Below are 25,133 nucleotides of genomic sequence, written 5' to 3'. Positions count from 1 at the left end.
ATCATCGTCGATGCAAGACCGGGCCTATCCCATTGGCTTCCTTCCGAAGCTTCAGTGTCGCTTTGAAAGCGTCAATAAATAATTTGACGCGCGTAATGACTCCGCGATCTATTGGGAACCGTTAAAACTTGACTGGACAAGTTCGGTCGAGCATTGCTGCTTCCAGGCAACGGCCGCGTGACTCGTGTCGGCCGGGGCGGCGGGCGAGGGCAAGGGACCCTGAATATCGATGGCGGAAAAGACGCACCGCACGATGGATGACTTCGCCCGGGCGTGCGGCGTGTCACGGCCGACCCTGTCGAAATATTTCGATGATCCGGCGAGCGTCAAGCCGGCGACGCGCACCCGCATCGAGGCCGCGCTTCGCTCCTCGGATTATCAGCCGAACCTCTTCGCCCGTAATCTCAACCGCAAGCGCACCCGCAATGTCGGCATCGTCGTGCCGGCGATTACCGATCCGTTCTATGCCGAGATGGTCAGCCGCATTGAGCTGCGCTGCCGCGACGAAGGTTTTTGGCCGATCGTCATCTCCTCGCACGGTTCGCCCAGGCTTGAGTCGGAATCGGTCAAGACGCTCACCTCGCTGAAGGTGGCCGGCGCCATCGTGGCCCCGCTGGGATCGGTTTCCGAGCCGGGCGTCTTCGAACGGATGGGCAAAGACATCCCGATCGTCTATTTCGACACCTATATCGAGGGTGACACGCCCTTCGTCGGCAACGACAACCACCAGAGCACGTCGATCATGGTCGATTATCTCTGCCGGTCCGGCGAGCCGCCGGTGTATGTCGACATCCCGCACGTCAACCACAATTCGGGCGAGCGACTGCAAAGCTATATCGAGACGATGCGGGCCGCCGGCCTTGAGCCTGTCGTCATCAACGCGGCGCGCGACTACACCTGGGACTTCGAGCGGATCGGCCATGAATGGATGGAAAGGACGCTCGACAAGGGAGGCCTGCCTGGTCGCACGATCCTGTGCGCCAATGACCGGCTCGCCTTCGGCATCATGTCGGCCGCTTTCACGCGCGGGCTGAAGATCGGCCGCAAGCCCGATTGCGATTTCCGTGTCGCCGCCCATGACGACCACCCGTTGAGCCGCTACACCTGTCCGCCGCTCACCACCATGGCGCAGGACTTCGCCGCAATGGCCGGCCGCAGCGTCGAGATATTGCTGGCCTTGCTCGACGAGGCCCGCCCGCCCGCGCATGACCTCGTGCGAAACGTCAAGCTCGGCGCGACCCTGGTGATGCGTCAGTCGGCCTGAGCGCGCGTCTGCAATTGGAGCCAGGCCGCGGCCTCGCTCATCGCTTGCCGCGCGGCGAGAATGTAGCGGCCCATCGAGACGAAGCCGTGGATCTGGCCCGGCCAGTGCCGCAGGACCAGCGGCACCCCTTCAGCGAGCAGGCGTTCGCCATAGGCGGTCCCTTCGTCGGCCAGGATATCGTGACCGGCGGTCAGGACAAACGCCGGCGCCGCGCCTGCAAGGCTCGATGCCAGCAGCGGCGAAACGCGCCAATCCTTGATGTCGTCCGGGGTGCGCACATAGTGGTCGCGGAACCAGGCCATGGTGGCGGCGGTCAGTCCAAAGCCGTTGCCGAAACGGCGGTAGCTGTCCGCCGTCTGGCGGGCATCGGTGTTGGGATAGATCAGGATCTGTGCGGCAAGCGGCGGTGCTTGCCCGTCGCGGGCGAGCAGTGCCAGCACGGCGGCAAGGTTTCCGCCGGCACTGTCGCCGGCAACGGCGATACGGGCAGGATCGATGCCGAGATCCCCGGCGTCTTGCGCGATGAAGCGGAGCGCTGCCGCGCAGTCTTCGAGCCCGGCGGGGAATTTGTGCTCTGGTGCCAGTCGATAATCGGGGCAGACGACGAGGGCATTGGCCAGATTGGCCAGCCAGCGGCAGATCTCGTCATGCGAATCGAGATTGCCGATGACCCAGCCGCCGCCATGCAGATAGAGCACGGCGCGCGCGCCGGTTCGCGGTGCGCCGATGCCGCGATGGATGCGGATCGGAACCGGGCCGTTCGGTCCGTCGATCTGCCGCTGCGACGTCGCCGCGACCGGCTCATGTTCGCCCTGCTGCGCCGGGAACGAAGCGTTGTAGGCGGCCCGCGCCGCCGCCACGCTGCCGTTCTCGAACGGCGCACCGCCGGCCGCGCGGCCGATTTCCAGGGCACGCAGAGCATCAGGATCGAGCGTCATCGCAATCTCCGTCATGATTGCATCTAGGCGAGCAGGTCGCGCGCCTCGTCCTCCGAGAGTAGGGCCGGCTGGACGACATCGCCAGCAATGGCGACCGGGTTTTTCGTTTCGCCGGAGTGCAGGATCGCCTCCATGATCTCCAGCACATGCAGCGCCAGAGTGCCGGACGCGCGGGGCGTGGCACCTGTCGCGAGCGAACGCACGAGGTCGGCGACGCCGAGCATGCGATAGTTGGCGCGGTCGGGCGCGGCATAGGGCCAGTTGCGGGCGCCGTAGAGTTCGCCCTCGCTGGGGAAATCCTTCCACTCGGCGCCGCGCTCGGACAAGGACACGGTGCCGCCGAACGTGTCGGGGTCGGGCAGGCGCAGCGAGCCCTCCGTGCCGTGCAGTTCGATCGGATGGTTGGAGTGCTTGAAGACGTCCCATGAGGCGCCGAAGGTGACTGTCGCGCCTGACCGGAATTCGAGCAGCGACAGCACGTTGGTCGGCGTGCCGACCTTGAAGGTCGTGTTCTTGAACGGTCCCTCGGCTGATATCAGCCGCTCCTGCTGGCCCCGCGTCGCCATTGCCATGACGCGTTGGACGGGACCGAGCAAATGACCAGCATGGTCAGATAGTAGGGGCCCATGTCGAACACCGGGCCGCCGCCCGGCTGGTAGTAGAATTGTGGGTTGGGGTGCCAGTGCTCCATGCCGCGGCCCATCATGAAGGCTGTGCCGGTCACGGCGCGGCCGATGGCGCCTTCATCCATCAGGCGGCGCGCCCGCCGCCCGGCGGCGCCGAGGAAAGTATCGGGGGCCGAGCCGAGCAGCAGCCCTCGCTTGGCCGCCTCCGACACCAGGCGGCGCCCGTCGCTGGCCGAGGTCGCCAGCGGCTTTTCGGTGAACACATGCTTGCCCGCCGAAAGCGCCGAAAGCGAAACGTCGAAATGCGCAGCCGGGATGGTCAGGTTGAGGACGAGATCGATATCGGGATCGGCCAGCATGGCGTCGACGCCGAGCGCGCGGATGCCATATTCCTTCGCCCGCAGCGCCGCCATGTCGGCCGAGATGTCTGCGCAGGCGCGCAGCTCGATGCTGCCGAAGAGGGCGGCATTGCGCAGGTAGGTCATCGAGATGTTGCCGCATCCGACGACGCCGATCCCAAGCTTCGTCTTCGATCGTCCGTGCATTTTCTGTGTCATTCCTCCGATGCGGCCACGCTCTGCCGGATCCATTGCGCCGGCAACGGATCACTCCCCGCAAGCCGATATACAACATTTTGAATATTGACGCGCGTAAAATTTTTATAGACCATGCGAAACCCAGGGGCGCCAAGGAAACCCAGGGCGGCGTCAAGGAATGAACAACATGACGAAGACGAAGCTCAAGGTCGGCTGCCAGACCTTCACCTGGGAAATGCTCGGCAAGGCCTGGACCGGCGGCCCCGACGATCTCCTGAAGGCGATCGCCGATGGCGGCTATGCCGGCATCGAGATCACCGACACCATGATCGGCCGCTATGCAGGCAAGCCGACGGAGTTCGCCGCGGCGCTTGGAGCATCCGGCCTGACGCTGGTCTCCTTCGCCTTCGGTTCGAAAAGCGGCTTCACGCTGAAGGACGAGATCGGCGCCGATCTCGAAACCGCGAGGCGCTGGATCGATTTCGCTGCCGCGTTCCCAGGTGCGCTTGTCTCGATGGGCTCGGCGACCGTCGTCTCCAACGGCTCGCGCGACGACAAATTCGCTATCGCCGCGGAGGTCTACAACAGGGCCGGCGAGCTCGGGCGCAAGGCCGGCGTCCAGGTCGCAGTGCATCCGAGTTCGCACCACAACACGCTGCTGTTCGACCGCGCCGACTACGACGCGATCTTTGCCTTGCTCGAACCCGACCTGGTCGGCTGGGTGCCCGATACCGGCCACATATTGCGCGGCCACAAGGACATGGCCGATACGCTTACCACCTACCGCGACCGCATCCGCTACATCCATCTGAAGGACGTCGACGCCAAGGGTGATTGGGCGATGCTGGGTAAAGGCGTCTGCGACACGCCTGAAGTGATCGAGATCGTCGGTGCTGCGCCGCGCTTCAACGGCTGGCTGGTGCTGGAAGAAGAATCCGACACGGCCGCGGCCGATCCTGCCGGCGCGGTCAAGACCAACCGCCAGACGATGCGCGGCTACGGGGCCTGAGACGATGATCGGGAAACAGGACAGGCGCCTCAGGGTCGGCGTGCTCGGCTGCGGCCCCATCGCGCAGTTCGCGCATCTGGAATCTTGTGCAAAGGCCGTCAATGCCGACCTCTACGCCATTTGCGACGCCGCGCCCGACCTGCTCGCCCGCATGGGCGCCACCTACGAGCCGCGGAAGATGTATGCCGACTATGACGAGATGCTCGCCGATCCGGAGCTGGAAGCGGTCATCGTCGCCACCTCGGACGCCTATCACGTGCCGATGTCGATCAAGGCACTCGACGCCGGCAAGCATGTGCTGTGCGAAAAGCCGATCGGAACTTCGGTCGAGGAAGGCGAGGCGCTGGCGGCGGCGGTGAAACGCTCCGGCAGGATCCTGCAGGTCGGCCACATGAAACGCTTCGATCCGGCGCTGGAGGCGGCGCGCGACTTCGTCCGCGACGAAATGGGCGAGGTGCTGGCGCTGAAGGCCTGGTATTGCGATTCCACCCACCGCTACACCAATACGGATGCGGTGCAGCCGCTGCCTGTCACCAGCAAGCTGGCGAAGAAACCGTCCGGCAATCCGAAGGCGGATCTCCGGCAGTATTTCATGCTGGCGCACGGCTCGCATCTGGTCGATACGGCCCGCTTCCTCTGCGGCGAGATCACGGCCGTACGCGCCCGTCTCAACGAACGCTTCGGCGCCTATTGCTGGTTCGTCGAGACCGAGTTCGCCAGCGGCGCGCTCGGCCATCTCGATCTCACCGTCGCCGTACGCATGGACTGGCACGAGGGCTTCCAGCTCTATGGCGAGAACGGCTCCGTCATCGCCAAGACGTTCAATCCCTGGTACTTCCGCGCCAGCGAGGTCGATATCTTCCATGAGAAGGACGCGACCTCGCGAAAACCGCTCGGCGCCGACGGCCATTTCTTCCGCCGCCAGCTGGAAGGTCTCGCCGACACGGTGCTGAACGGCGCGCCGATGCGCGGTGCCAATGTCGAGGACGGCATTGCCTCGATCCGCGCCATGGTCGCCATTGCCCGCTCCGTCGAGACCGGCGAGCGGATCGAGCTCGCTTCGGTCTCGGGTGCGGTCTGATGCGTCTCGGCATCTTCGCCAAGACCTTTGCGGGCACCGAGCCGGCTGTTGTGCTGGAAGCAGTGCGGCAGGCGGGCTATGAGACGACGCAATTCAATCTCGCTTGCGCCGGCCTGCCGTCGATGCCCGATGCGGTGCCTGACGCAGCCATTCCGGCCATTCGCGCCGCCGCCCGATCAACAGGCGTATCGCTCGCCGCCCTGTCAGGCACCTACAACATGGCGCATCCAGACAAGGCGGTGCGCGACGATGGTCTTTGCCGCCTTGTCGTCGTCATCGATACAGCCGCCGCCCTCGACATTCCGCTGGTCACGCTCTGCACCGGCTCGCGCAATGCAGCCGACCAATGGGCCTATCATCCCGACAACGCCACACCGGCCGCCTGGTCCGACATGGCCACTGAGATGGAAAAGGCGCTGGCGCTGGCCGAAGGGGCAGGCGTCGATCTCGGCATCGAGCCCGAACAGGCCAACATCGTCACCTCGGCGAAGGATGCCACCCGCTTGATCGCCGACATGGGCTCGAAGCATCTGAAGGTCGTGCTCGATCCGGCGAACCTGTTCGAGCATGCGACGCCGGGCGAGGCGCGCGCCATCGTCGCGGCGGCGATCGACGAGGCCGCTGCCCATATAGCCATGGCGCATGCCAAGGACAGGCATGGCGACGGCCGCTTCGCCACAACAGGGGAGGGCATTGTCGATTTTCCGGATTTCGTCGCGCGGCTGAACGCTGTGAAATTCGATGGCCCGCTTGTCACGCACGGATTGTCGGCCGACGAAGCTCCCGCCGTCGCCGCGTTTCTGCGCGGGCTGCTCCGATGAGCGTCGCACCGACAATGATGCTTCGCGACGATGCTGCGCTTCGTATCTTCGACACGGAGCAAGGTAGGCTTTCCGTCGTCTTCCAGCACGGTCTCGGCGGTGACGCCGCCCAGGTGGCGCAGAATTTTCCCGACGGCCCGTCGCGACGCCGGCTCACCGTCGAATGCCGGGCCCAAGGCGGCTCCGGTGCCGGCCACAAGCGCCCCCTTTCGATCGCCATGTTCGCCGACGACGTGCTGGCCGCCGCCGATGCGGCCGGCATCGAACGCTTCGTCGCCGGCGGCATCTCGATGGGTGCGGCGATCGCGCTGCGCCTGGCCGTCCGGCATCCCGAGCGCGTCACCGGCCTGGTGCTGGTCCGTCCGGCCTGGGCCTTCGACGCTGCACCTGAAAACATGCGTCCCTATGCGGAAGTGGCCGAGCTCATCCGAAACCGCCCGCCGAACGAGGCGCGCGCCATCTTTGCCGCTTCGGCCACGGCGGCCCGGTTCCGCGCCGAGGCACCCGACAATCTAGCGTCCTTGCTCGGTTTCTTCGAACGCGACAATGCAGCGGACTTCGCCGAAATGATGCGGGCAATCGCCGGCGATGGGCCCGGCGTTTCGCGGGCCGCAGCCTCTGCGCTCTCAATCCCCACACTCGTCGTCGGAAGCGGCGTCGATCTCGTCCATCCCTTGGCGATTGCGCGCGAACTGGCGAAGACAATCCTCAACGCGATCTTCACCGAGGTGACACCAAAGGCCACCGACAAGGATCGCCACTTCGCCGAAATCCGTGCCGCGATCGGCGGCTTTCTCGATAAAAATTTCAACAACCAGGACCAGTCATGATCTCGAAACTCCTTTCAGGCCCGGCCGCCATCGCCGCATTGCCGCGCGATCGTCTGATCGCCGAATTCTCGCTGTGGTCGGCCGATCTCGCCAATTTCGAGAGCGACCTCAGGCGCATCGAACCCTATGTCGATCTTCACCACATCGATGTCGCTGACGGCCACTTCGCGCCGTCCTTCCTGTTCTTTCCCGATCTGGTCGCTCGCATCGCCAAGCTGACGGCCAAGCCCATCCATGTCCATCTGATGGTCGACGGGACAATCGTCGGGGAACAGACGCGCCAATTCATCGAGGCCGGCGCCGACATGATCAGCGTCCATGCCGAGAATGGCGAAGCAGGATTGCGCGCTGTGCGGCTGGCGCGCGAACTTGGCGCCGAAGCCGGCGTCGTGCTGCGGCTGGAAACGCCGGTCGAAGCGGTGAGGCCCTTCGTGTCCGAAGTCGCGTTCGTCACGCTTCTGGGAACCGCGATCGGCGTCAAGGGGCAAGGCCTTTCGGAGAAAGCCTGCGACAGGTTGGTTGAGGCCCGCGCCATCCTGCGCAAGACCGGACGCGAGGCGGACGTGGTTCTTGCCGCCGACGGCGGCATCCGCCATGAGACCGTGCCGCTGCTGCGTGCCGCGGGTGCCGAGACCGTGGTTCTTGGTTCGCTCGCCTTCGGTGACAAGGATCTGGCCGGCCGCATTGGCTGGCTGCACGGGCTGAAAGTCGCGGCATGAGCAACGAGGCCGCTCTCGCGATCGATCTGGGCGGCACCGAGCTTCGTGCCGCCCTGGTCGACCGTGATGGCAAGATACTGGCGTTCGCGGCGGTGCCGACGCAGGCGCAGGCCGGTCCCGAAGTGGTGATCGGCCAGATCGAGGCTCTCGCCGCGACCATCCATGCCGAGGCGCCGGCGCTCGCCATCCTCGGTGTCGGCGTCGGCGCGCCGGGACCGCTCGATCCGCTGGCCGGCATCGCGGTCGGGCCGCCGACGCTTGCCGGCTGGCTGGACGTGCCGCTGGCCGACATCCTCGAGCGGCGGCTCGGCCTGCCGGTGCGGCTGGAGAACGACGCCAATGCGGCAGCGCTCGGCGAGTGGCGCTTCGGCGCCGGCCACGGCGCCCGTTCGCTCGTCTTCGTCACCGTCTCGACCGGCATCGGCGGCGGCGTCGTCGTCGACGGGCGCATCCTGCATGGCCGCCGGGGTCTTGCCGCCGAGATCGGCCACATGACCATAACCAACGAAGGCGAGCGCTGCATATGCGGCGTCGTCGGCTGTTTCGAGGCCATCGCCTCGGGCACCGCGCTCGGCCGCCGCGCCAATGCCGCGACGTCGGCCTTCGACGGCTCGACGCTGCGCCGCCTCTCGGCTAATGCCGAGGTGACGGGCCGCCATGTCGTCGATGCAGCGCGGCTGCAGGACGATCTCGCCCTGGCCCTGCTCGAGGAGGAAGCGCGCTGGCTCGGCGTCGGCTTCACCAACCTCCTGCATCTCTATTCGCCCGACGTGCTGGTCGTCGGCGGCGGCATCGCCAATGGCCTCGATCTGATGGCTCCGGCAATAGAGGCGACAATCCGCCAGCGCGCCATGCGCGCCTATCGCGACGTGCCGGTGGTTCAGGCCCAGCTCGGCCGCCACGCCGGGCTGATCGGCGCGGCAAGCCTTGTCCTGTTCGCCGATGGCACGGCCCGCCTGCCTGTCGACGGGCCGAGCAGATATCCCGGACACGAGGACGGACACTGATGGTCGAGGTCAAGCTGCGCGGCGTGCGCAAGTCCTGCCGCCTCACGCGGTGAACATACGAAAAATGGCCGGAGGCAGCGATGCCTCCGGCCGTTTGCTATCGCTGTGCGGCCGTTGTGATTACTCGGCTGGAACGATGTCCGCCGGCAGGCTGTCGTCGGCCGTTCCCGCCAGCGCCCTGGCCAGTTTGGCCTCGTCGAGTTCGCCTTCCCAGCGCGCCACCACCAGCGTCGCCACCGCATTGCCGACGAAGTTGGTCAGCGCCCGGCATTCCGACATGAAGCGATCGACGCCGAGGATAAGCGCCATGCCGGCGACAGGCACGGCCGGCACCACCGAAAGCGTGGCGGCAAGGGTGATGAAGCCGGCGCCGGTGATGCCGGCCGCCCCCTTGGAGGAAAGCATCGCCACCAGGAGCAGCAGGATCTGGTCGCCGAAGGAGAGGTGGATGTTCGTCGCCTGCGCGATGAACAGCGCGGCCAGCGTCATGTAGATGTTGGTGCCGTCGAGGTTGAAGGAATAGCCGGTCGGGATGACCAGGCCGACCACCGAGCGCTTCGCGCCGGCCTTCTCCATTTTCTCCATCAGCGAGGGCAGTGCCGCTTCCGAAGACGAGGTGCCCAGCACCAGAAGCAGCTCCTCCTTGATGTAGCGGATCAGCGACAGGATGGAGAAGCCGTTGTAGCGGCAGACGGCGCCCAGCACGATGAACACGAACAGGAAAGCGGTCATGTAGAAGGTGCCGACCAGCATGGCGAGGTTGATGACCGAGCCGATGCCGTACTTGCCGATGGTGAAGGCCATGGCGCCGAAGGCGCCGATAGGGGCTGCCTTCATCAGCACGCTGACCAGCTTGAACATCGGCGCCATCAGCGCCTGCAGGAAATTGAGCACCGGCGCGCCCTTGTCGCCGACCAGGGCCAGCGCAATGCCGAACAGCACTGAAAAGAACAGCACCTGCAATATGTCGCCGTCGGCGAAGGCGCCGACGATGGTGGCAGGGATGATGTTCATCAGGAAGCCGGTGACCGACTGGTCGTGCGCCTTGGCGGCGTAGCTGTTGACGGTCGCGGCGTCGAGCGTCGCCGGGTCGATGTTGAAGCCGGCCCCGGGCTGCACGACATTGGCCACGATCAGGCCGATGATGAGCGCCAGCGTCGAGAAGGTGAGGAAGTAGAGCATCGCCTTGCCGGCGACGCGGCCGACCTTCTGCAGGTCGCTCATGCCGGCAATGCCGGTGGCGACCGTCAGGAAGATGACCGGGGCGATGATCATCTTGACCAGCTTGATGAAGGCGTCGCCAAGCGGCTTCATGCTCTCGCCGAGCGACGGATAGAAATGGCCGAGCAGGATGCCGACGGTGATCGCCACCAGCACTTGCACGTAGAGTTGGGCATAGAGCGGCTTGCGCTGCGCGGCGGGCGCGCGTGATTGGTCTGCCATGTGCATCTGCTATCTCCCTGGCCGGAGGGAACGGCACGCGCCGCCCCGCAAGACTTCTCCCATCGCGGCGCTCCGGTCGCTCGCCGCTGTCGGGAGTTTTGCAAGCGTCGTGCCAGATCGAGAAAAGGCCGGAACCCTGGGTTTCCGGCGGTTTTGTCCCCGCTTCGATGGAGGCCTGTGCGGATTTCCGCACTCACCCTTGTTTGCCTGGGCGGAGTTTCGCATTACAGTGGCTGCTGAACAGCGAACGGTGGAGAGGGCAGACGCCGCAGGCAGGCACCGATAGCGCATACCCGGAGTTCGCCGGCCGCGACCTGCTGCGCGAAGCGATGGCCAGGCTGCGTGACGGCCGCTGGCTCATTCTCCTGGTCGCCCTGGCAATGCTGGCGGGAGCGGTCGCGATTGCCGGGCGCCTTGCCGCCAACCAGGCCGCCGGCAATCTGCGCGACGGAGCACTGGCAGCCTTGCCGCTGGCGGCGGGCACCCTGACCGGCGAAATCGAAAAGCAGCGTCTCGTTCCCTTGGTGCTGGCACGCGACGATGCGGTGCGCGACGCGTTGCGCCGGGCCGGCAAAACCCAAGAGACAGCGCTCGACGACAAGCTCCGCGCCATTGCCGCCGACGCCTCGGCATCCGCCATCTATGTCATCGACACGGCAGGCATCGCGATATCGGCCAGCAACGCCGGCGAGCCGGGCAGCTTCGTCGGCATCGACTACAATTTCCGCCACTATTTCACCGACGCCATGACCAAGGGCGCCGCCAGCCAGTATGGCCTCGGCACGATCAGCGGCAGGCCGGGACTTTATCTCGCCAGCCGCGTCGATGACGGCAAGACGCCGCTCGGCGTTGCCGTACTGAAGGTCGAACTCGACGGAGTCGAAGCCAATTGGCGCTCCAGCGGCTTTGTCGTCTTCGTCACCGACGAGCGCGGTGTCGTGCTGGCGACCAGCCGGCCCGAGTGGCGTTTCCACGCGCTTGCGCCGCTCTCGGCCGCGGATGCCGCGACAGCCCACGCGCAGCTTCAACTTGCCGAAACCGGCTTCGAACCGCTGCCGATACGACGCGGTGCCGGTGATGGCCTGGCGACAATCGACAATGCCGGAAAATCGCGCCAGTTCGTCGAAGTGGCGCAGGACCTGCCCGGCGCCGTTCCCGGCTGGCGTCTGTGGCTGCTCACGCCTGCCGATGCCGCTTTGACGTCGGCCGCCAACACGGCGCGCCTGACCACGCTGCTGGCGTTGCTGCTCACGGGTTTGCTTGCCTACGTGCTTCTCAGGCGCCGCCGTGCGCGCCGCCTGAGGCAGGAAGCGCTGGCGCGCATGAATGCCGAGCTGGAGAGCAGGGTAAGCACGCGAACGGCGGAACTGACCCGCTCCAACATGGCCCTTGCCGGCGAGATCGCCGAGCGCGAAAACGCCGAGGCCAAGGTTCGCCGGCTGCGCGACGACCTCGCCCAGGCCAACCGGCTTTCCATCCTCGGCCAGATCGCCGCCGGCGTCGCGCATGAGATCAACCAGCCGGTGGCGGCGATACGCACCTACGCCGAGAATGCCGGCCGCTTCCTGCATGGCGGCAAGGTCGAATCCGTCTCGGGCAACCTGACATCGATCGTGTCGATGACCGAGCGCATCGGCGCCATCACCAGCACGCTGCGCACCTTCGCGCGGCGACCAGGCGTCGCCGCCTCGCCATTGCCCGTGCGCGAAGCGATCGACGGCGCGCTGTCGCTCCTGTCCGGCCGCATCCGCGATTCCGGCGTGACCGTCGTCAAGCCGCGCGGCACCGCCTCGCCGACGGTCATGGCCAGCCGAATCCGGCTGGAGCAGATCCTGGTCAATCTCTTGCAGAATGCGCTGGATGCCCTGAAGGACCGGCCCGATCCGCGCATCGAGATCGAGCTTGCCGAGCGCGACGACAGGGTGCTGGTTTCGGTGCGCGACAATGGACCTGGCCTCGGGCCGGAAGCGGCCGGCAATCTGTTCATGCCGTTCCAGACCACAAAGGAAAAGGGGCTTGGCCTCGGTCTGGTGATCTCGCAGGAGATCGCCCAGGAACTGGGCGGCACGCTGCGCCTCGATCCGGGCAGCACGAAAGGCGCATCCTTCACCATAGATCTGAGGCGAATTGAATGACTGAGGGATCAGGGCTGGTCGCGCTCGTCGAAGACGACGCGGATCTGCTTCACGCCACCACGCAATTGCTCGAGCTTGCCGGCTTCGGCGTGATCGCGTTCAAGGCCGCGGAGGCAGCGCTTGCCGCCGTCGACCGGGATTTTCAGGGCGTGGTGGTCAGCGACATCCGCATGCCCGGCATGAACGGTTTGCAGCTGTTCGATCGGATCAGGGCGATCGACATCGACATACCGGTGATCCTGGTCACCGGACATGGCGATATTGATCTCGCGGTGGCCGCGCTCAAGGACGGCGTCTACGATTTCATCCCGAAACCCTATGCGGGCGAGCGCCTTGTCGAGGCACTGAAGCGGGCAAGCGAAAAGCGGCGGCTGGTGATGGAGAACCGGCGGCTGCACGAGGCCGCCGCACAGGCCGCCGACGGCCTGCCGCTGATCGGCGAGGCGCCCGCCATCCGCCGCCTGCGCGAGACCTTGCGTCAGATCGCCGACATGGATGTCGACGTGCTGGTGGAAGGGGAGACCGGCACCGGCAAGGAGGTGGTGGCGGATCTCCTGCACCGATGGGGCCGGCGCCGCGCAAAGCCTTTCGTGGCGCTGAATTGCGGCGCTCTGCCGGAGACCGTCATCGAGAGCGAGCTGTTCGGCCACGAGCCGGGCGCGTTCACCGGGGCGCAGCGGCGGCGAATCGGTCGCATCGAGCATTCGAGCGGCGGCACGCTGTTCCTCGACGAAATCGAATCCATGCCGCCGCCGCTACAGGTCAAGCTGCTGCGGGTGCTGGAAACGCGCAGCCTCACCCCGCTCGGCTCCAACGAAACGCGCCGCCTCGATCTGCGGGTCGTCGCGGCAACGAAGGTCGATCTGGGTCGGCCGGACCAGCGCGGCGATTTCCGCGAGGATCTCTATTTCCGCCTCAACGTCGTGACGCTGCGCATCCCGCCGCTGCGCGAGCGGCGCGGCGACATCCCGATGCTGTTCGGGCATTTCCTGGGCAAGGCCTCGCAGCGTTTCGGCCGCCCGGTCGCGGCGGTGAATGCCGCGGTGAGCGACCATCTCCAGTCGCATGACTGGCCGGGCAATGTGCGCGAGCTCGCGCATTTTGCCGACCGCGTCGCGCTCGGCCTCGGGCCCGACGAGGAGGCCAGGGCAACGTCCGCGCGCTTGCCGGAGCCCTCAGCGGCGCTGCCCGGACGGGTCGGCCGCTACGAGGCGCAACTCATCCGGGAAGCCTTGCGCGATCATGCCGGCGACGTGCGCGGGGCCATCGACGCACTCGGCGTGCCGCGCAAGACCTTCTACGACAAGCTGAAGCGCTACGGCATTTCCGCCTCCGAATTCCGCAATGGTGGCGACCCGGACCGGCACGCTGTTCGGGGACGGACATAGGCGTTGCGCAGGCGCTCCGGCCTTCGTAACTCTGTTCGTCTCCCGTTGCACATTTCGGATGAGCCATGATCACGACACTTGAAACGACGGCAACCCCCTTGCCCGAGGAGCTCGCCTTTCTCGGCGAGCGTTTGATGGCGTTCAACGACGGCGATGTCGGCGCTTCCGAAAGGAAGGCCCTTGCGGTGTTCGTGCGTGATGAGGCCGGCGCGATTGTCGCGGGCATTTCGGGCTACACCGCCTGGGGCTGGCTTTACGTGCAATGGCTGTGGGTCGACGAAAGGCTGCGCGGCCGGCACATGGCCGGCACGATGCTGGACGCGGCTGAGAAGGAGGCGATGGCGCGTGGCTGCCAGAACGCCTGGATCGACACCTTCAACCCCAACGCCGCCAGGGTCTATCAGCGCCAGGGCTATCAGCCCTTCGGAACACTCGCCGATTTCCCCGTCGGCCGCAGCCGCGTCTTCCTGCAGAAAAAACTGTCGGCGGGCTGATCAACCGGCCAGCCGTCCGCCGCGCATCGGCTGCGGCGCGCCCGTCGTGCTGGGAAAACTGATCGGCAGGCCGCGCAGCACGCGCACCGCCAAAAAGGCAAAACATTCTGCCTCCACCGCGTCGCCGCTCCAGCCGAGGCTTTCGGCCTGCACCACCTCGATACCGGCGCGGCTGGCGATCATTGCCATCATCGTCGGGTTGTGGCGACCGCCGCCGCTGACCACCAGTCTTTTCGGCCGGCTCGGCAGAAGGTCGAGTGCCTTGCCGACCGCGGCGGCGGTGAAGGCGGTCAAAAGCGCGGCGCCGTCCTCGGCGCTCAGGCCATCCGCCATGGTGGCGCCGAAGTCGAAACGGTCCAGCGATTTCGGATAGGGTTTGGTCAAATAGGGGTGTTGCAGCAGCTTGGCGAGCCGGGCTTCGTCGACCGTTCCCCCCCGGCCAAGCGCGCCGTCGCGGTCCATTTCGCCGAGCCCCTTTGACTTGATGAAGTCGTTGAGCGGCGCGTTGGCGGGGCCGGTGTCGAAGGCAACGACATTGTCGCCGCCGTCCCACCAGGTGATGTTGGCGACGCCGCCCAGGTTGAGCACGGCTACCTCGCCGCTGGCGCCGGCGCTGCGCATCAGCGCGGTGTGATAGGCGGCCGCCAACGGCGCGCCCTGTCCTCCGGCGCGCATGTCGGCAGAGCGGAAATCATAGGCGACCTTGGTGCCGAGGATCGCATGCATCAACTCGCCGTCGCCGAGCTGCCGGGTCTGGCCGAGCCGGCCGATTTGCGGCGCGCGATGCAGCACGGTCTGGCCGTGGAAGCCGACGACGCCGATGTCAGCCATCGTCATCCCATAACCTTCGACGAGCTCCCCGACCGCCGCCGATTGCGCGCGCGTCAGCGCCTCCTCGGCGTCGCGGAAGATCGCCGGCTCCGGTCCGGTGAAATTCCAGGCTCGCGCCTGCTTCAGCGTCTCTTCCAGCAGCGAGCGGATCGACGGGGGGTAGGGCATCAGCCGGTAGGTGCCGAAATCGTCGATGCGCTCGCCATCGGTCTTGATCAGGGCGACATCGATGTTGCCGTCCAGCACGGTGCCGGTCATCAGGCCGACGGCCCAGATGGATTCCATTATCGAACTCCATTGATGAGATCGCCGACCGCTTGGCGAAGCGCGACGATTCCGCTGTCGAAGTGACGTGTCGGATGGATCCGGTTGGTAAGCAAGGTCCAGGCCTTGCCTCTGTCGAAGTCGATCCACAGCCCCGTGCCGGTAAAGCCGGTATGGCCTATCGTTCCGGGGCCGCACAAAGCGCCGCCGGACCAGCCGTCATAGGGACGCTCCCAGCCATGGGTGCGGGTGGCGGACAAGGGCGTGCGCATCGGCGCGATCGACCGTTCGGATGCGCCGGTCAGCAGCCCTTGGGCGAAATCGAGCACCGAGGCCGCCGTGCCGAACAGGCCGGCATGGCCGGCCCCTTGCAGCGCCGCGCAATTGTCGTCGTGAACCTCGCCGGACAGAACCCGATGGCGCCAGGTGCAGTCTTCTGTTGCAGCGGCGAGATCTGGCTCGGCGGACCACGCAAAGCCCGGACCGGGCTCCATGTCGCGGATGGTTTTGCCCGACAGCCGCTCGAGCGCAAAACCGAGCAGGATGAAATTGATGTCGGAATAGACCGGATCGCGGGCCCGCCATTCCCGTTGCAGGATGAAGGCGCGCAGCAAGTCGGGGTCGCGCCCGTAAGTGTAGATCGGTTCGACGGCCGGGAAGGGCGTCTGGTGCCCGAGGCACTGGCGAAACGTCACCTTCCGCTCCCAGGCACTCGCGTCATATTGGCGAAGGTCCGGCAGCACCGAGACGAGTGGTGCGTCGAGATCGATGGCACCGTCCTGAGCCAGCGCCAGAATGCGCGGCGTGGTGAAGATCACCTTGGTCAGGGATGCCAGGTCGAACCAGGTCTCCTCACGCATCGGTCGCTGCTTAGGCACGAGTTGGGCTGAGCCGATCGCCCTGGTGATGCGGTCGCCATTCCTGTCAACGATGCCGAGCACGCCACCGGGGATGCGCTTGGCGGCAACTGCCGCTGCGAGTGGTTGGAACGCGCGGTCGAAGATCTGGGCGAGGTTGGTCAATGCGGGCCTCCTGAAAGGCCGAGTTCCGTCACACCCCCCTCTGCCCGGCAGGACAGAGGGGGGTGCTGTCCCGCCGACCTAACCGAGCCCAGGGCACCATGCATCACCCTTCCACCCTCGCCATATGATCTACCCCAAATTCCTCCCATCTCGCCGGCGCCGGCTCAAACCCTTGCGGGCGCACCAGGGAAGGCACCTGGCGTGTGTCGACCTCGAAACGCTCATGCCGCCGGTCGATGGCCGGAACCGCTGATATGAGCTTCTTCGTGTAGGAATGTTTCGGCGCCGACAGCACCGAGGCCGCGTCTCCGATCTCGACGATCTGGCCGGCATAGATGACGGCGATGCGATGAGCGATCCGCTCGACGACAGCCATATCGTGCGAGATGAACAGATAGGCCAGCCCGAACTCGCGCTGCAGGTCGACCAGCAGCTCCAGCACCTTGGCCTGCACTGAAACATCGAGGGCGGAAACCGCTTCATCCAGAACGACGACCGACGGGTTGAGCATCAGCGCGCGGGCGATGCACAGCCTTTGCCGCTGGCCTCCGGAGAATTCGTGCGGATAGCGCTGCAAACTGTTCTGCGGCAGGCCGACGCGCTCCAGCAGGCTCGCCATCCTGGCTCGCGTTTCGGCGTCCGCCCGGCCGCCATTGGCGATCACCGGCTCCGCCAGGATGCTCTCGATGCTCAGCCGCGGGTTGAGCGAAGCGTAGGGATTCTGGAAAACCATCTGCACGGGCTTGGCGCCGTGCTTTGCCGAGGCCGTCCGGGCGCCGACCGAGAAGCTGCCGCGCGTCGAGCGCACCAGCCCAAGGACTGCTTTCGCGGTGGTTGATTTGCCCGAGCCACTCTCGCCGACAATGGCCAATGTCTCTCCCGGCATCAGGTCGAAGTCGACACCGTCCACGGCGTGCACCGCGCCGCTGGCATGGCTGAAGAAACTGCTCTTGAGCGGAAACCGCACCACGAGGCCGTTGACCTCAAGGGCCGGGTCCGTCCTTGCGTTCTTGTCGCGCTGCCCGTCCGTGCGTGTCGAGCGGCCGTGGGCGAAATGCGGCACATCCTGCAACAGATGCTGCGTGTAGGCGTGCTGCGGCCTGTCGAGGACCTGGTTCAGTTCGCCCTGTTCCACGGCCTGCCCGTTCTGCATCACCATCACAGTGTCGGCGATCCCGGCGACAAGGCCGATGTCGTGGGTGATGAAGATCATCGACATGCCGCTTTCCTGCTTGAGCTCCGCAAGCAGCGCCATGATCTGCGCCTGTACCGTCACATCGAGCGCCGTGGTCGGTTCGTCGGCGATCAGCAGACGCGGATTGCAGGCGAGCGCAATGGCGATCATTACCCTTTGCAGCATGCCGCCCGACAGCTGGTTGGGCGTGTATTTTAGCCGCCTTGCCGCATCGGGGATGCGCACCCGGTCGAGCGCGTCCTTGGCCGCCGCCGTGGCCTGCCGGCCGGTCAGGCCGCGATGCAGCCGGAACGATTCCTCGATCTGGGTGCCGATCGTCAGCACAGGATTGAGCGAGGTCATGGGCTCCTGGAAGATCATGCCGATCTCTGCGCCGCGAATCCCGGTCAGTTGCGGCTCGGTCGCGGTCGTCAGGTCGAAGAGACTACCGTCGGCCCGTTTCAGCGTCATGGCGCCGCCGGTGATGCGGCCGCCGCCGAAATCGATGAGACGGTTGATCGACAGTGCGGTGACGGACTTGCCCGAGCCGCTTTCGCCGACAATGGCCAGCGTTTCGCCGTCGGCGAGATCGAAGCTGACGCCGCGCACCACCTCATTGGCTCTCGGGTCGCGGCCGAAGCCGACGCCCAGGTTGCGGACCGACAGAAGCGGGATCATGCGAGCGCTCTCCGCATCTTCGGATCGAGGATGTCGCGCAAGGCGTCGCCCAAGAGGTTGAAGCCCAGAATACTGATCATGATCGCCAGGCCCGGGAAGATCATCAGCCATGGGGCGGTTTCCATCAGATTGCGGCTGTCGCTCAGCATCAGGCCGAGCGAGGCGGCCGGTGGCTGCGTGCCGAGACCGAGGAAGCTGAGGCCAGCCTCGGTCAGCAATGCCCAGGCGAGCGCCAGCGTCACCTGGACGGTCAAGGGCGCGATCAGATTGAGCAGCAGGTGCCGCGTGATGATGTAGCTGGAGCTGCTGCCGAAGGTGCGCGCGGCGTCGACGAATTCGCGCGCCTTGAGCGACAAAGCAGGGCCGCGCACCACGCGTGTGAAGATCGGCGTATAGACGATGCCGATGGCGACCACGCTGGTCCATGTGCCCGGTCCGGCAACGGTGACGATCAGCAGCGCCAGAAGAATGGCAGGAAAAGCCAGCAGCACATCCATGATCCGCATCAGCACGCCGTCCCAGCGACGCCCGAGCCAGGCGGCGGCGAGCCCCAGCACGGTGCCGGCAAGCGCGGCGAAGGCGACCGAAAGAAAGGCAACGGTGAAGGACTGGCCGACGCCCGCCATCAGCCGGCTCGCCACGTCGCGGCCGAACAGGTCGGTGCCCATCCAGTAGGCGGCACTGGGCGCATGCAGCCGGTCGACCCGGTATTGCGTGATCGGATTGTGCGGGGTCAGTCCCAACAGGCCGAGGATGGCGACCAGGAGATAGACGCCGACGATCACGCCGCCGACACGGCCGCTGCCGTGCCCGAAGATGGCGCGCAGCATGCGCATCACTGCTCGCCCAGCCGGATGCGCGGATCGAGCGCGACATAGGCGAGGTCGACCAGGAGATTGACGATCATGAAGTTGAAGGCGATGAACAGCACGCTGCCCTGCACCAGCGCGTAGTCGCGCTGGAGGATGGCGTCGAGCACCATGCGGCCGAGGCCGGGCAGGGCATAGATCTGCTCGACGATGACCGCGCCGCCCAGGAGATAGCCGAACTCGATGCCGCTCAGCGTCACTACGGGGATCAGCGCGTTGGGGAGCGCATGTCGCCAGATGACGCTGCGCGCCGAGGCGCCCTTGCTGCGGGCGGTGCGCACATAGTCGTCGCTCAACACGTCGAGCATGGCCGAGCGCGAGATGCGGGTGACCGAGGCGGCGAAGGCGAAGCCGAGCGTGATGGCAGGCAGGATCAGCTGGCTGAGATTACGCAAGGGATCCTGCCGGAGCGGCGCGAATTCGCCCATGGCCGGCAGCACGCCGAAGCCGGCCGACAGCGCGTAGATGATCAAAAGGCCGAGCACGAAGCTCGGCGTCGACTGGCCGATCATAGCGACGACGCGCACACCGAGGTCGGACAGTTTCTCGCTATGCGTGGCGGCGTAGATGCCCGCCGGCATGCCGGCGGCGAGTGCGATGATCATCGACAGCACGGCCAGTTCCAGCGTCAGCGGGAAGCGCTCGAGGATGACGTCCAATACCGGCCTACCATAGGTGACGGAGATGCCGAAATTGCCGTGCAGGATGCCGCCGATCCAGCGCCAGTACTGGACGAACCAGGGCTGGTCGATGCCGAAATAGGCGGCGAGCGCATCGCGCTGTGCCGGCGTCAGCAGGCCGGCTTCGGTGCCCAGCATCGCGGTGATCGAATCGCCCGGCACCATCCGGATCGCCACGAAGACCAGGATCGACACGCCAAGCAGGACGAGAGGAAACGCCGCAAGTCGTCGCATCAGATAATTCACGCGAAGAAGACCTCTCGTCTAGAGCATGATGCCGAAAAGTGTGAAGCGGTTTTCGGACGACATCATGCTTCTATCCCTTTGATCTAGAGGCGGATTCAGATTTCAGGTCGATTCAACCTGAAATCATCGGACTCTAGGGCCGGCGACGGCTACTGCTGGATGGTAACCTTGCTGAGGCTGAACAGCGTGCCCGTCGGCGTCGGCACGAACCCGGCAATGTTCTTCTGCTGGGCGGTATAGCTGTAGGACGTGTAGAGCCAGATCCAGGGCGAGACTTCGGCGAGGTGCTTCTCGAACTCGGTGAAGATCGCCTTGCGCTTGGCCGGATCGGTCTCGGCGCGGCCTTTCTGCATCAGGCTGTCCAGCGTGTCATCGATGTAGTTGGCCACCTTCTGCAGATTGCCTGACTTGGTCCAGTAGCGGTTGTACATGGTGTAGGGGTCGGCGCGGCCGCCATTGAGCGCGATCGCCATGTCGAAATCGCCCTTCAGCCAGGCGTCGACATAGACGTTGAGCTCCATCATCTTGATGTCGAGCTTGACGCCGATCTCGGCGAGCTGCGACTGGATGACCTGGGCTTCCGCCGCCGCCGTCGGCGGCTCGCCGGTGGCGCCGATCACGGTCGCCGAAAAGCCGTCGGCAAAGCCCGCTTCCGCCATCAGCTTCTTGGCCTTCTCGACATCGCGCTTGTAGCAGAAGAGCTGGCTTGGATCGGTCGCAAGTGCTGGGATGGTCAGCGGTCCGGTGACCTTGCCTTCACCGAGCGCGGCGGTGTCCAGAACCTCCTGCCGGTCGATGGCGCAGGAGATCGCCTGGCGCACCTTGAGTTCGGTCATCGGCTTGCGTGACGGATTGAGCTGCAGCACGTTATAGGCCAGCACCGGCGCGCGGTTCAGTTGCAGGCTAGCCTCCTTCGGCACCAGCGTGGCGACGAGCGGATCGTTGAGCAGCGCGAAATCGACCTGCTTGGTGCGCATGGCGGCGAGGATCGCCGCTTCATCGGGCAGCACGCTGATTTCGATACCGTCGACGCCGGTCGCGCCGCCGGCCCATTCCTTGTTGGCGCTCAAGACTTCCTTGGCGTTGGGGTCCCATTTGTCGAGCTTGAACGGGCCGGAGCCGACCGTTTTGGTGCCGATCGAGCCGGCCTTGATCTCGGCCGCCGGCACGATGGCCGCGTTGATGTCGCTCATCGCCGTCAGGATCGGCGCGTCGGGCTGCGATAAATGGAACACGACGGTTCCAACGTCCGGCGTGTCGATGCTGGCGATCGACACGAAGTTGGCGCGGGCGGCGGCGCCTGTCTTCTCGTCCAGGATGCGCTCGAACGATGCCTTGACGTCGGCCGGAGTCACGGCAGCGCCGTCCTGGAATTTCGCCTTGGGATCGAGCTTGAAGGTCAGCTCCTTGCCGTCCTTGGAGAATTCCCAGGAGGTGGCGATGGCCGGGACGATCTGCAGGCTGGCATCGACCCGCACCAGCGGCTCATAGATCAGCTCCAGGAGCCGCAGCGAGGAAAAGGCCGTCTGCTTGTGCGGATCAAGTCCCGTTGCGTCCTGCGACCAGGCCATGTGCAGCGTCGCCGCCTGCGTCGAGACCGTGGCGATGCCGAGCATGGCTGCCAGCGTGATGCCCGACAGCAGCTTTCTTGTGAGGTGAACCATTCTCGTCTCCCATCTTTGCTTGAACCCGATGCCCTTGCAGTTTCTGCGGACCGCTTCCAAGACACACGCGCTTTGGACTATCGGCCCAGTCTATGCGGCCTCGCGCCGTCTTGTGTAAAGCGGCTTCACGCCGTCTGGTCTCAAGCGCCTTCATGCGTCTCGTCGCTGATTGCCTTTCGCAGGAAACCCCTTGCCTTGGCGAGGGCTGCGCGCGCCTCCTCGACCTCAAGCCCGGTGATGGTCAGCAGGATCGCCAGCTTCACGTCGCTGCCGGTCCGGCCGAGCGCCTGGCGCGCCTGCGCCGCCGTGCAGCCTGTGGTCTGCATCACGATCCTGGTTGCCCTGGCGACCAGTTTCCTGTTGGACGGATTGAGGTCCACCATCAGGTTCTGGTAGCTCTTGCCGATGCGGATCATCGAGGCCGTGCTCAGCATGTTGAGCACCAGCTTCTGCGCCGTTCCGGATTTCAGCCGCGTTGAGCCGGTCAGCACCTCGGGACCGACGACAGGCGAGATGGCGATGTCGGCAATGCCCGCTATGGTCGATGCCGGATTGCAGGACAGGGCGACCGTCGTTGCTCCCACCTGCTTGGCATAGTTCAGCCCGCCGATCACATAGGGCGTGCGCCCACTGACCGCGATGCCGACCACCACGTCGTCCGGAGTGAGCTTGATGTCCTGCAAGGCCCTGGCGCCCCTCTTGGGATCATCCTCGGCGCCTTCGGTCGAGCGCACCAGCGCGTCGGGCCCGCCGGCGATCAGGCCGACGACCATGCCTTCCGGCACGCCGAAAGTGGGCGGACATTCCGAGGCATCGAGTACGCCGAGCCGGCCGCTGGTGCCTGCGCCCATATAGACGAGCCGAGCGCCTTTCTGGAAGGCGAGGACGATGCAGTCGACCGCGGCCGCGATGTCCGGCAGCACCTTTTCGACCGCTGCCGGGACCACCCGATCCTCGTCGTTGATCTTGCGCAGCACATCGATCGTCGGCAGCAGGTCGATGTCCATGGTCCGCGGATTCCGGCCTTCGGAAACCAGCCGGTCCAGCTCGGACATCAAACCTTGCTCGCTCATCCCAGTGCTTTCAAATCAGTGCTTTCAAAAATCAGGCCGCTCAGCCTGTTCGGAAGTGGTTCCTCTTTGGCTCCGGCACACGCGTATTTCGTTATGCTACCCCGTTTCGTTAACGTCTTAGAATTCAATATTCGTTCCGTCAACGGAAAGATGGAATAAATTATTCCTTCCGCGCTAATGCTTGCCGAGTGACCTGCGGGCAAGAATGATCGCCCCGGAAACCGCGTCGCCATCGGCGGCTTTCAGGCGCCGGCGAACGTCGGGTGCGAGCCATGGTTCGAGCGGACTGGCGAGCCCGCCCAGCAGGGCCACGCGCGGCGCGCCTTTTTCGAACAGAACCCGCACCAGCGTGTCGATCTGTTCGGCGGCCTTTTGCACGATGCGCCGCCCTGCCGGATCGCCCTGGTCGGCGTGGCGCATCACCATCGGCGCCAGGGCCGCATAGTCGGTGGCGCTGGCGCGGTCCATCCAGGCCACGGCTTGCATCGGGTCGTTCTCGAAACGCTGCATGACTTCCGCCAGCAGTGCCGTGCGCTCATGCCGGCCGTCATGGGCGCGCAACGCCAGCTGCACGGCCTTCAGCCCGAGATCGGCGCCGCTGCCTTCGTCGGAGATCGGAAAGCCATAGCCTCCGGCGCGCAGGTCGCGGCCCTCGACGAAGCCGAGGCCGATCGAACCGGTGCCGGCGATGACGATGGCGCCGTCCTGGCCCGAATGCGCGCCGAGGCAGGCGGCGACGCCATCGCTGACGAAATCGATGCTGGCAAAGGGATGCGCGATCGCCCGCAGCGCCTCCAGCGCGCCCTTGCGGCCGATCCCGGCAAGGCCGATGCCGGCGTGAATCCGGGCGCTTTCCGCCGCTCCGAATCCTGCCTCCTCGATCGCCACGTCAAAGGCCTTGGCAACCGACGCCCAGGCCGCGTCGATGCCGAGCCGCGTCGACGCCGGACCGGAGAGGCCTTGTCCCAGCACGATTCCTTCGGCGTCCTCGATACGGGCGCGGCAGCCGGTCCCGCCGCCGTCGACACCGAGAAAATAATCGGAGCGGCCGTTGTTCATGCGCTCAGCCGCTCGATGTCGGCGCCGCACAGACGCAGCTTGCGGTCCAGTTGCTCATAGCCACGGTCGAGATGATAGACCCGGTTGATGGTCGTCTCGCCCTCGGCGACCAAGGCCGCCAGCACCAGCGACACCGAGGCGCGCAAATCGGTGGCCATGACTTGCGCGCCATGCAGTTTCTCGCCGCCGCGCACCAGCGCGGTGGTGCCTTGCAGCTTGATGTTGGCGCCGAGCCGCATCAGTTCGGGAACATGCATGAAGCGGTTCTCGAAAATGGTTTCGCGCAGCAGCGACGCGCCCTGCGCGCAGCACATCAGCGCCATGAACTGCGCCTGGAGATCGGTCGGAAAGCCCGGATAGGGTTCCGTCGTGACGTCGGCGGCCTTGAGCGGCCGCTCGCGCGACACGATGAGCCCGCGGTCGCCCGGCCAGACGCCGACGCCGGTCGCCTCCAGCAGTTGCACCACCGAGGCCATGTGCTCGAGCCGGGCATGCGTCAGTTCCAGTTGCCCGCCGGTGATCGCCGCGGCGATGGCATAGGTGCCGGCCTCTATCCGGTCCGGAATGATGTCGTGCCTGGCCGCGCGCCAGTCCGTGTCGCCGGCGATCAGGATGCGATGCGTGCCGGCGCCTTCGACGCGCGCGCCCATCGCGTTGAGGCAAGCGGCGAGGTCGGCCACCTCCGGCTCGCGCGCCGCGTTGAGGATTTCGGTTTCGCCCTTGGCCGTGGCCGCCGCCATCATGGCGGTTTCCGTCGCCCCCACCGATGGCGAGCTCAGCACGATGCGCGTGCCGGTGAGCCCGTTTGGCGCCGAGGCGACGATCAGCCCGTTCTCGATGGCGATGCGGGCGCCCAGCGCCGCGAGTGCGGCGACATGCATGTCGACCGGCCGCGCGCCGATCGCGCAGCCGCCGGGCAGCGAAACCCGCGCATGGCCGAAACGGGCGAGCAGCGGCGCCAGCACCAGCACCGTCGCGCGCATCTTTCTGACGGTGTCGTAGGACGTCTCCCTGGAAACGGCGGCACTGGTGTCGATCGTCGCGGCATGGGCCGATCGCGTCACCTCGGCGCCGTGCAGCCGCACCACGCCGAGCATGTTCTCGACATCGGTCACATCGGGCAGGTTGGTCAGTTCGAGCGGGTAGGGACTGAGCAGCGCCGCCGCGATCTGCGGCAGAGCGGCGTTCTTGGCGCCCGATATGGTGACCGCGCCTTGCAGTCTTTGCCCGCCGACGATGCGCAGTCTGTCCATGGCTGAAACCTTGTGCGCCGGGCCGCGTC

The 25,133-nt window shown here is 65.9% G+C and carries 21 protein-coding genes and 1 pseudogene; 10 read left to right on the top strand and 12 right to left on the bottom strand.

Translation table 11 applies throughout. The features are described 5' to 3' along the window. Positions 1–229 precede the first annotated feature (229 nt). The gene (locus FJ972_RS23705) at positions 230–1,264 is read left to right on the top strand and encodes a LacI family DNA-binding transcriptional regulator (RefSeq protein ID WP_140520920.1); all 1,035 of its coding nucleotides are present in this window, start codon (positions 230–232) and stop codon (positions 1,262–1,264) included. Here the strand turns inward: FJ972_RS23705 and FJ972_RS23700 are convergent. Together FJ972_RS23700 and FJ972_RS23695 are read right to left on the bottom strand one after the other, a co-directional pair. Beyond that, positions 1,252–2,217 carry an alpha/beta hydrolase gene (locus FJ972_RS23700; protein WP_413466303.1) on the bottom strand — a complete coding sequence of 322 codons (966 nt, stop codon included), beginning with the start codon at positions 2,215–2,217 and terminating at the stop codon, positions 1,252–1,254. The two genes, FJ972_RS23705 and FJ972_RS23700, sit on opposite strands and share 13 nt — an antisense overlap. Positions 2,218–2,225: 8 nt before the next feature. Then, positions 2,226–3,313, bottom strand: a pseudogene (locus FJ972_RS23695) (Gfo/Idh/MocA family oxidoreductase); the annotation flags it as partial. 238 nt (positions 3,314–3,551) lie between these two features. Here FJ972_RS23695 and FJ972_RS23690 point away from each other — a divergent pair. The 6 genes from FJ972_RS23690 to FJ972_RS23665 are packed head-to-tail and all read left to right on the top strand — an operon-like array spanning position 3,552 to position 8,831. Then, complete coding sequence (locus FJ972_RS23690; protein WP_140520919.1) at positions 3,552–4,373, top strand: sugar phosphate isomerase/epimerase family protein; 822 nt, start codon at positions 3,552–3,554, stop codon at positions 4,371–4,373. Between the two features lie 4 nt (positions 4,374–4,377). Continuing rightward, the gene (locus FJ972_RS23685) at positions 4,378–5,454 is read left to right on the top strand and encodes a Gfo/Idh/MocA family protein (RefSeq protein ID WP_140520918.1); all 1,077 of its coding nucleotides are present in this window, start codon (positions 4,378–4,380) and stop codon (positions 5,452–5,454) included. Then, entirely contained in the window at positions 5,454–6,275 is an 822-nt protein-coding gene (locus FJ972_RS23680; protein ID WP_140520917.1) for a sugar phosphate isomerase/epimerase family protein, read from the top strand. The genes FJ972_RS23685 and FJ972_RS23680 overlap by 1 nt, the downstream gene beginning before the upstream one ends. Next, positions 6,272–7,105, top strand: coding sequence for an alpha/beta fold hydrolase (locus tag FJ972_RS23675; RefSeq protein WP_140520916.1), 834 nt, complete (start codon positions 6,272–6,274; stop codon positions 7,103–7,105). The genes FJ972_RS23680 and FJ972_RS23675 overlap by 4 nt, the downstream gene beginning before the upstream one ends. Further along, positions 7,102–7,824 (top strand): ribulose-phosphate 3-epimerase, encoded by a 723-nt coding sequence (locus FJ972_RS23670; protein ID WP_140520915.1) that lies wholly within the window; start codon positions 7,102–7,104, stop codon positions 7,822–7,824. The genes FJ972_RS23675 and FJ972_RS23670 overlap by 4 nt, the downstream gene beginning before the upstream one ends. Further along, positions 7,821–8,831, top strand: coding sequence for an ROK family protein (locus FJ972_RS23665; RefSeq protein WP_140520914.1), 1,011 nt, complete (start codon positions 7,821–7,823; stop codon positions 8,829–8,831). Before FJ972_RS23670 ends, FJ972_RS23665 begins: the two co-directional genes overlap by 4 nt. Before the next feature lie 120 nt (positions 8,832–8,951). Here FJ972_RS23665 and FJ972_RS23660 read toward each other — a convergent pair whose 3' ends face one another. Further along, positions 8,952–10,280, bottom strand: a complete 1,329-nt coding sequence (locus FJ972_RS23660; RefSeq protein WP_140520913.1) for a dicarboxylate/amino acid:cation symporter — start codon at positions 10,278–10,280, stop codon at positions 8,952–8,954. 323 nt (positions 10,281–10,603) lie between these two features. Between FJ972_RS23660 and FJ972_RS23655 the strand changes: the two genes are divergently transcribed. The 3 genes from FJ972_RS23655 to FJ972_RS23645 all read left to right on the top strand — a co-directional run bounded on the left by FJ972_RS23655 (position 10,604) and on the right by FJ972_RS23645 (position 14,291). Then, positions 10,604–12,409, top strand: a complete 1,806-nt coding sequence (locus FJ972_RS23655) for a sensor histidine kinase (protein ID WP_140520912.1) — start codon at positions 10,604–10,606, stop codon at positions 12,407–12,409. After that, the gene (locus tag FJ972_RS23650) at positions 12,406–13,797 is read left to right on the top strand and encodes a sigma-54-dependent transcriptional regulator (protein WP_140520911.1); all 1,392 of its coding nucleotides are present in this window, start codon (positions 12,406–12,408) and stop codon (positions 13,795–13,797) included. Before FJ972_RS23655 ends, FJ972_RS23650 begins: the two co-directional genes overlap by 4 nt. A 65-nt stretch (positions 13,798–13,862) precedes the next feature. Beyond that, on the top strand, positions 13,863–14,291 hold the full coding sequence (locus FJ972_RS23645; RefSeq protein ID WP_140514598.1) for a GNAT family N-acetyltransferase: 429 nt from the start codon (positions 13,863–13,865) through the stop codon (positions 14,289–14,291). Here the strand turns inward: FJ972_RS23645 and FJ972_RS23640 are convergent, their stop codons facing one another. The 9 genes from FJ972_RS23640 to murA form a co-directional block, all read right to left on the bottom strand. Continuing rightward, positions 14,292–15,407, bottom strand: a complete 1,116-nt coding sequence (locus FJ972_RS23640; protein WP_140520910.1) for an anhydro-N-acetylmuramic acid kinase — start codon at positions 15,405–15,407, stop codon at positions 14,292–14,294. Continuing rightward, entirely contained in the window at positions 15,407–16,408 is a 1,002-nt protein-coding gene (locus FJ972_RS23635) for a serine hydrolase domain-containing protein (protein ID WP_140520909.1), read from the bottom strand. The genes FJ972_RS23640 and FJ972_RS23635 overlap by 1 nt, the downstream gene beginning before the upstream one ends. Positions 16,409–16,511: 103 nt before the next feature. After that, positions 16,512–18,260, bottom strand: coding sequence for an ABC transporter ATP-binding protein (locus tag FJ972_RS23630; protein ID WP_140520908.1), 1,749 nt, complete (start codon positions 18,258–18,260; stop codon positions 16,512–16,514). Continuing rightward, positions 18,257–19,096, bottom strand: a complete 840-nt coding sequence (locus tag FJ972_RS23625; protein WP_140520907.1) for an ABC transporter permease — start codon at positions 19,094–19,096, stop codon at positions 18,257–18,259. The genes FJ972_RS23630 and FJ972_RS23625 overlap by 4 nt, the downstream gene beginning before the upstream one ends. Further along, positions 19,096–20,055 (bottom strand): ABC transporter permease, encoded by a 960-nt coding sequence (locus FJ972_RS23620; protein WP_140520906.1) that lies wholly within the window; start codon positions 20,053–20,055, stop codon positions 19,096–19,098. Before FJ972_RS23620 ends, FJ972_RS23625 begins: the two co-directional genes overlap by 1 nt. 149 nt (positions 20,056–20,204) lie before the next feature. Continuing rightward, positions 20,205–21,719: an ABC transporter substrate-binding protein gene (locus FJ972_RS23615; RefSeq protein ID WP_140520905.1), complete on the bottom strand. Its 1,515-nt coding sequence runs from the start codon at positions 21,717–21,719 to the stop codon at positions 20,205–20,207. A gap of 140 nt (positions 21,720–21,859) precedes the next feature. Beyond that, a complete protein-coding gene (murQ, locus tag FJ972_RS23610) occupies positions 21,860–22,792 on the bottom strand; it encodes an N-acetylmuramic acid 6-phosphate etherase (protein WP_140520904.1) in 933 nt (310 codons plus the stop codon). Between the two features lie 174 nt (positions 22,793–22,966). Beyond that, positions 22,967–23,851 carry an N-acetylglucosamine kinase gene (locus FJ972_RS23605; RefSeq protein ID WP_140520903.1) on the bottom strand — a complete coding sequence of 295 codons (885 nt, stop codon included), beginning with the start codon at positions 23,849–23,851 and terminating at the stop codon, positions 22,967–22,969. Then, positions 23,848–25,104, bottom strand: coding sequence for a UDP-N-acetylglucosamine 1-carboxyvinyltransferase (murA, locus tag FJ972_RS23600; RefSeq protein ID WP_140520902.1), 1,257 nt, complete (start codon positions 25,102–25,104; stop codon positions 23,848–23,850). The genes FJ972_RS23605 and murA overlap by 4 nt, the downstream gene beginning before the upstream one ends. Positions 25,105–25,133 lie beyond the last annotated feature (29 nt).

Origin of the sequence: Mesorhizobium sp. B2-1-1, assembly GCF_006442975.2 — a bacterium.
GTDB lineage: Bacteria > Pseudomonadota > Alphaproteobacteria > Rhizobiales > Rhizobiaceae > Mesorhizobium.
This window is presented reverse-complemented; position numbering and strand designations above follow the sequence as displayed.

What these genes read in the sequence shown, in the direction of transcription:
- FJ972_RS23670 (WP_140520915.1), top strand. Translation starts at nt 7,102, where the DNA reads ATGATCTCGAAACTCCTTTCAGGCCCGGCCGCCATCGCCGCATTGCCG.
- FJ972_RS23625 (WP_140520907.1), bottom strand. Translation starts at nt 19,096, where the DNA reads ATGCGCATGCTGCGCGCCATCTTCGGGCACGGCAGCGGCCGTGTCGGC.
- murA (WP_140520902.1), bottom strand. Translation starts at nt 25,104, where the DNA reads ATGGACAGACTGCGCATCGTCGGCGGGCAAAGACTGCAAGGCGCGGTC.
- FJ972_RS23690 (WP_140520919.1), top strand. Translation starts at nt 3,552, where the DNA reads ATGACGAAGACGAAGCTCAAGGTCGGCTGCCAGACCTTCACCTGGGAA.
- FJ972_RS23645 (WP_140514598.1), top strand. Translation starts at nt 13,863, where the DNA reads ATGATCACGACACTTGAAACGACGGCAACCCCCTTGCCCGAGGAGCTC.
- FJ972_RS23605 (WP_140520903.1), bottom strand. Translation starts at nt 23,851, where the DNA reads ATGAACAACGGCCGCTCCGATTATTTTCTCGGTGTCGACGGCGGCGGG.
- FJ972_RS23640 (WP_140520910.1), bottom strand. Translation starts at nt 15,407, where the DNA reads ATGGAATCCATCTGGGCCGTCGGCCTGATGACCGGCACCGTGCTGGAC.
- FJ972_RS23665 (WP_140520914.1), top strand. Translation starts at nt 7,821, where the DNA reads ATGAGCAACGAGGCCGCTCTCGCGATCGATCTGGGCGGCACCGAGCTT.
- FJ972_RS23650 (WP_140520911.1), top strand. Translation starts at nt 12,406, where the DNA reads ATGACTGAGGGATCAGGGCTGGTCGCGCTCGTCGAAGACGACGCGGAT.
- murQ (WP_140520904.1), bottom strand. Translation starts at nt 22,792, where the DNA reads ATGAGCGAGCAAGGTTTGATGTCCGAGCTGGACCGGCTGGTTTCCGAA.
- FJ972_RS23660 (WP_140520913.1), bottom strand. Translation starts at nt 10,280, where the DNA reads ATGCACATGGCAGACCAATCACGCGCGCCCGCCGCGCAGCGCAAGCCG.
- FJ972_RS23655 (WP_140520912.1), top strand. Translation starts at nt 10,604, where the DNA reads ATGGCCAGGCTGCGTGACGGCCGCTGGCTCATTCTCCTGGTCGCCCTG.
- FJ972_RS23615 (WP_140520905.1), bottom strand. Translation starts at nt 21,719, where the DNA reads ATGGTTCACCTCACAAGAAAGCTGCTGTCGGGCATCACGCTGGCAGCC.
- FJ972_RS23685 (WP_140520918.1), top strand. Translation starts at nt 4,378, where the DNA reads ATGATCGGGAAACAGGACAGGCGCCTCAGGGTCGGCGTGCTCGGCTGC.
- FJ972_RS23700 (WP_413466303.1), bottom strand. Translation starts at nt 2,217, where the DNA reads ATGACGGAGATTGCGATGACGCTCGATCCTGATGCTCTGCGTGCCCTG.
- FJ972_RS23680 (WP_140520917.1), top strand. Translation starts at nt 5,454, where the DNA reads ATGCGTCTCGGCATCTTCGCCAAGACCTTTGCGGGCACCGAGCCGGCT.
- FJ972_RS23705 (WP_140520920.1), top strand. Translation starts at nt 230, where the DNA reads ATGGCGGAAAAGACGCACCGCACGATGGATGACTTCGCCCGGGCGTGC.
- FJ972_RS23675 (WP_140520916.1), top strand. Translation starts at nt 6,272, where the DNA reads ATGAGCGTCGCACCGACAATGATGCTTCGCGACGATGCTGCGCTTCGT.
- FJ972_RS23630 (WP_140520908.1), bottom strand. Translation starts at nt 18,260, where the DNA reads ATGATCCCGCTTCTGTCGGTCCGCAACCTGGGCGTCGGCTTCGGCCGC.